This window comes from Planktothrix sp. FACHB-1355 (assembly GCF_014748295.1).
GTDB classification, from domain to species: Bacteria; Cyanobacteriota; Cyanobacteriia; order Cyanobacteriales; family Aerosakkonemataceae; genus Aerosakkonema; species Aerosakkonema funiforme_A.
In genome coordinates, this window is record NZ_JACJUP010000375.1 from 1 (window position 1) to 5431 (window position 5431).

The 5431-nt window shown below is 43.2% G+C and carries 8 protein-coding genes; all 8 read left to right on the plus strand.

Annotated features, from left to right (window positions below; translation table 11 throughout):
• The first annotated feature begins 137 nt into the window (after window positions 1–137).
• On the plus strand, window positions 138–1217 hold the full coding sequence (gmd, locus tag H6S82_RS16180) for a GDP-mannose 4,6-dehydratase (protein WP_190466937.1): 1080 nt from the start codon (window positions 138–140) through the stop codon (window positions 1215–1217).
• Between the two features lie 33 nt (window positions 1218–1250).
• Window positions 1251–2192: a GDP-L-fucose synthase gene (locus H6S82_RS16185; protein WP_190466939.1), complete on the plus strand. Its 942-nt coding sequence runs from the start codon at window positions 1251–1253 to the stop codon at window positions 2190–2192.
• 474 nt (window positions 2193–2666) lie between these two features.
• Window positions 2667–2891 (plus strand): hypothetical protein, encoded by a 225-nt coding sequence (locus H6S82_RS16190; RefSeq protein ID WP_190466942.1) that lies wholly within the window; start codon window positions 2667–2669, stop codon window positions 2889–2891.
• Between the two features lie 208 nt (window positions 2892–3099).
• Complete coding sequence (locus tag H6S82_RS16195) at window positions 3100–3252, plus strand: hypothetical protein (RefSeq protein ID WP_199315373.1); 153 nt, start codon at window positions 3100–3102, stop codon at window positions 3250–3252.
• Between the two features lie 146 nt (window positions 3253–3398).
• On the plus strand, window positions 3399–3641 hold the full coding sequence (locus H6S82_RS16200) for a CopG family transcriptional regulator (protein ID WP_190466944.1): 243 nt from the start codon (window positions 3399–3401) through the stop codon (window positions 3639–3641).
• Complete coding sequence (locus H6S82_RS16205) at window positions 3634–3987, plus strand: type II toxin-antitoxin system PemK/MazF family toxin (protein ID WP_190466948.1); 354 nt, start codon at window positions 3634–3636, stop codon at window positions 3985–3987. Before H6S82_RS16200 ends, H6S82_RS16205 begins: the two co-directional genes overlap by 8 nt.
• Complete coding sequence (locus H6S82_RS16210) at window positions 3988–4539, plus strand: 5-formyltetrahydrofolate cyclo-ligase (protein ID WP_190466951.1); 552 nt, start codon at window positions 3988–3990, stop codon at window positions 4537–4539.
• A 335-nt stretch (window positions 4540–4874) separates the two neighbouring features.
• Window positions 4875–5431 (plus strand): carbohydrate ABC transporter permease (locus H6S82_RS16215; protein ID WP_242056979.1); only part of this gene is annotated, 557 nt, incomplete at its 3' end.

A 5431-nucleotide genomic window follows, 5' to 3' on the forward strand; every position in this document is an offset into this window, starting at 1 on the left:
CGATTAGCTGTAACTATAACGCCAACTGCGATCGCGTAGCGTGCCATTTGGCATAAACTAAACCTCAAATGTAAAGGTTTCTGCCTGTGGAAGACAGGCAACTACCTCAAATTGAAAGTTGCTGAGGAATTCGGAAGATGACACAAAGAAAACGAGCCCTACTCACTGGCATTACAGGTCAAGATGGATCTTATTTGAGTGAGTTTTTGCTCGAACAAGGGTATGAGGTTCATGGGATTATCCGGCGGACTTCTACCTTCAATACAGACCGACTCGATCATATATATGTAGACCCCCACAATCCGACAGCGCGGTTGTTCCTCCATTACGGCGATTTAACTGATGGGGTGACGTTGCGTCGGATTTTGGAAGAAGTTAAACCAGTAGAAATTTATAACTTGGGGGCGCAATCTCATGTGCGGGTTAGCTTTGACTCGCCGGAGTATACCGTAGACACGGTGGCGATGGGCACGCTGCGCCTGCTGGAGGCGATTCGGGATTACCAACATCGCACGGGGATTGAGGTGCGCTTCTATCAGGCAGGTTCTTCTGAGATGTTTGGTAAGGTGCAGGAAGTGCCGCAGAAGGAGACGACGCCGTTTTATCCCCGCAGTCCTTATGCTTGCGCGAAACTTTACGGTCATTGGCAAACGGTGAATTATCGGGAATCTTACGGATTGTTTGCTTGTAACGGTATATTATTTAACCACGAAAGTCCTCGGAGAGGGGAAACGTTTGTAACGCGGAAGATTACGCGAGCGGTTGCTAGAATTTTAGCTGGGAAGCAGAAAAAAATTTACTTAGGTAATCTGGATTCTAAGCGGGACTGGGGTTATGCTAAGGATTATGTGAGAGCGATGTGGCTGATGCTACAACAAGAACAGCCAGATGACTACGTGATTGCGACGGGCGAAACTTACTCGATTCGGGAATTTTTGGATTTAGCTTTTGGTTATGTCAATTTGGATTGGCATGATTATGTGGAATTTGACGAACGTTATTTACGCCCAGCTGAGGTTGAGTTGTTAATTGGCGACCCATCTAAGGCAAAAGAAAAGTTAGGCTGGCAACCTTCAGTGACATTTTCAGAGTTAGTTGGTTTGATGGTAGAAGCAGATTTGCAGAGATTAGGACTGACTTTACCGGATGGTAAGGGAGCGAAATTTGCGCCTGACATTGCTACCATTCGTCAAGATGCAGCTACGGTAATGGATTAAGAAAGTACAGCCCCGACAGATGAGGATGGAGATATGGTGTTGGATTTAAAAGATAAAAGAATTTTGGTCACTGGCGGGGCTGGTTTCTTGGGCCGCCAGGTGGTAAAACAGTTGTGCGATGCTGGAGCCGATCGCGATAAGATTACGATACCGCGATCGCGTGAGTTCGATTTGCGATCGATGGATGTTTGTCAAAAACTTTCCCAAAATCAAGATGTCATCGTTCACTTGGCGGCGCACGTTGGCGGCATTGGTTTAAATCGCGAAAAACCGGGTGAATTGTTCTACGATAATTTGATGATGGGCGTACAATTAATTCACGCTGCCTATCAAGCTGGTGTGGAAAAGTTTGTCTGTGTTGGTACGATTTGCGCTTATCCTAAATTTACACCAGTTCCGTTTAAAGAGGATGACCTTTGGGAAGGTTATCCCGAAGAAACAAACGCGCCTTATGGTGTGGCGAAAAAAGCTTTGTTGGTGCAACTGCAATCTTATCGGCAACAGTATGGATTTAATGGTGTTTATCTGTTACCTGTGAATTTGTACGGGCCAGAGGATAATTTTGACCCGCGTAGTTCTCACGTAATTCCTGCTTTAATTCGCAAAGTTCACGAAGCACAAGTCCGGGGAGATAAACATTTACCTGTTTGGGGTGATGGTAGTCCGAGTCGCGAGTTTCTCTATGTAGATGATGCGGCGCGAGGAATTGCGATGGCTACTCAGTCTTACGATGAGGCTGACCCAGTGAATTTGGGAACTAATTATGAGATTACCATCAAAGATTTGGTGGAATTAATCTGCGATTTGATGGGATTTCAGGGCGAAATTGTTTGGGAAACGGATAAGCCGAACGGACAACCTCGGCGGTGTTTGGATACGGAACGCGCTAAGGAAAAGTTTGGTTTTGTGGCGCAGGTGGAGTTTAAGGAAGGGCTGAAGAATACTATTGATTGGTATCGTCAGCACGCTGAGTAGTTGGGTACGTAGTTGCGCTTAAGCGCAATTACGTACCTGGAAGAATTTTGGCGATCGCTCTTGACATTTTTTTTCTTGGTAGTAATATGTAAGTGTGGGAGAATGTGCGCTCAGGTAGACCCCTTCACACAGTTACAGATATCGCAAAGTACAGGGAAAATTTTCGGCGATCGGACTTGCTATTTTTCTCTTTTGGTAGTATTATGTAAGTGTGGGAAAATGTGCGCTCAGGTAAACCCTTTCACAGAAGTTGTAGATATGGCTAAGAAATAGGTTTCCTTTCCCCAGCAACCAAGCTTTTTGCAATCCCCAACAAGAAAAAAATAGGTTTGTGTATTCATCGGCCTTTTAAATGGGAAGAGTGCGATCGCTCTTGCATTTTTTCATAATTTGACATATCCTAAAAGAATGGGAAAATGTGCGCTCATATATACTCGATTTTAAAATAAAAAGTTTTGTTCAAAGGATGGACATTTGAAGTCGGTTGATTCGATTGCTATCAGTCCAGATGGGCAGACTTTAGCTAGCGGTAGCAGAGACACAACTATCAAAGTCTGGAATCTTAGCACAAAGAAAGAAATTCACACTCTCACGGGACATTTAGAATACGTTAATTTTGTTGCTATCAGCCCAGATGGAAAAATCAAAATTTGGCAGCAGATGCACCCCATTAACTATGCCGAATCATCCTCAAATTAAAGGCTCAACGCTTAGATCTATTTGTACCCAATCAGGTATCTCACGAGAGGAATTTTTAACGGCGTATGAGCAAAGTTAAATTTAGCCAATGTCGATTTCTAAAAAAATATAGATAAGCCTATTGACAGGCTTAATTTTTTTATGTTATGCTAATTTTGATGAGGAAGAACTATCGTTTAATATTTGATTATAGTTAGATTTCCATTATTTGAATGATACACCAAAAAGGCAAGGAAGTAAAGAGGCGACTGCTAAGTTAAACCAAATTACAGAAGTTTATAGTGAGGATTTTAACTCTGGTGCGATCGTAGAAGGAGTGCGATTTACCAATCCTTTTAGTGATGATTTTAAGTTGCTTTGAATCGAAAAAATAGTATGAAGATATGGTTCATCAAAACACGCTAATCTAAGCTACCAGAAGAAGGTCGAGAACAAGAGCGATCGCTTTCTATCCTCGTGATAAGATAAAAGGGTATGATGTTTGAGTAAGATAAAACCAGAATAGCAGTGGCAAAAAAAGTTACGATAACACTGGATGACGAAATCCTTGCTTTTGTCGATCGGCAAGCAGCTGCTTCGGGAAACAAAGCCAACCGCAGCGCATATATCAATGCAGTTTTAGCACAAGTGCGACAACAATATACTCAGGAAGAACTAAGAGCTGCTTATCAACGAGACGCACAAGATGCAGCCTATCGTGAAGAAGTTGCTTTGTGGGACGTTGTAGTAGGGGACGGAATAGATGCCTGATGGTACGCTAACTTATCGTCGTGGAGAAATTCGCTGGGTTAATCTTGACCCAGCAGTTGGTGCAGAAGCGAAGAAAATCCGTGCTTGTGTAATCGTCCAAAATGATGAGGGAAACCGTTATGGCTTTCTAACGCTGGGAATGCCTTTAATGCCAGGAGTTAAAAATGCTCCTTATGTTGTGAATGTAAAAGCAACATCAACTAACGGCTTAGATCGCGATCGCTATATTGATGTCGGACAAATTCGATCGCTTGATAGTAGTAGGATTCTCGGTTTAGTAGGGGTTTTGGAAGAAGAATACTGGGAGTCTATTCGTTTGGCGATGAATGTGGTACTTGGTTTCTAAATGGAAAAAGCAGAATTAAGACGATCGCTTATCAAAACACGCCAATCTATGTTACCAGAAGAGTGGAGAGAAAAGAGCGATCGCATCTCCTCGCACCTCCAATCTTCCCCTCTCTTTACCCAAGCAAAAACAATTCTCGCTTATTTTAGTTTCCGACAAGAACCTGACCTCAGTATTTTATTTACCGATAACCGCAAATGGGGATTTCCTCGCTGTGTGGGCAACGCGCTTTCCTGGCATATCTGGAAACCCGGAGAACCGCTGCAAAAAGGTGCTTTTGGAATTTTTGAACCTCACCCGGATTTACCAACTTTAAACGCCAATGAAGTAGATTTAATTTTGGTTCCAGCAGTTGCTTGCGATGTGCGGGGGTATCGACTGGGATATGGCGGCGGTTATTACGATCGCCTTTTGAGTTCCCCGGAGTGGTCGTCAAAGCCTACAATTGGGATTGTGTTTGAATTTGCTTATCTGCCACAGTTACCCATTGAAGGATGGGACATTCAGTTAAATGGTGTTTGTACAGAAGTTGGTTTGAGGATGTTGCAATGAAGTTTTTAACTGTCAGGCTGATGTTTTCTGAACCCCGCGCAACGGACAATTGTCCGTTGCGCTCCAAGCACGTACCGATGTAGGCTTGGAAAGTGATTTACTTAGTAAAATACAATTACTATAATCTCATGTCTCATTACACAATGCAAGTGTTTTTACAAACATTTACACATTTTTTGATGGCAAAAGATGGGATTAACAGGGACTTATTAACAGACGAATTAAATAAGTATTAGTAATGTAAGGCAATGGCCAATTCAAAGCAGATGAAAAAGATGGAAAAGCGAGATGGAAAAGCCAAAAGCCGAGGGCGGTCTAGATGGGAATCGGTTTGGATGTATGGGGGATTGAGTGCGATCGCATTTCTGATGTTGTTTCCCCTACTCTGGTTGATAAGTACCGCCTTCAAATCGCCGGGAGAAAATATCTTTCAATTTCCACCCCAGTTATGGCCCAGTCAGCCCACCTTCGATAACTTTGTGCAAGTTTGCCAGACCAATCCGTTCGGGCAGTATTTATTTAACAGCACCCTAATAGCAGTACTAACAGTTGGATTAAATTTGCTGTTCTGTTCCCTCGCCGCTTACCCACTCGCACGGCTAAACTTTCGGGGAAAAGAAGCGATTTTTACAGCAATTGTTTCCACCATCATGATTCCGTTCCAAATCGTGATGATTCCCTTGTATGTATTGACAGTCCAGCTAGGTTTGCGAAATACCTATTTAGGGATAATTTTTCCATCTTTAGCTTCAGCTTTTGGAATTTTCCTGCTGCGGCAAGCATTTCAAGGAGTGCCGAAAGAAATAGAAGAAGCAGCGAGGATGGACGGATGTTCTGAAGTCGGGATATGGTGGTTTGTGATGCTTCCCGCCATTCGTCCCGCACTGGTGAC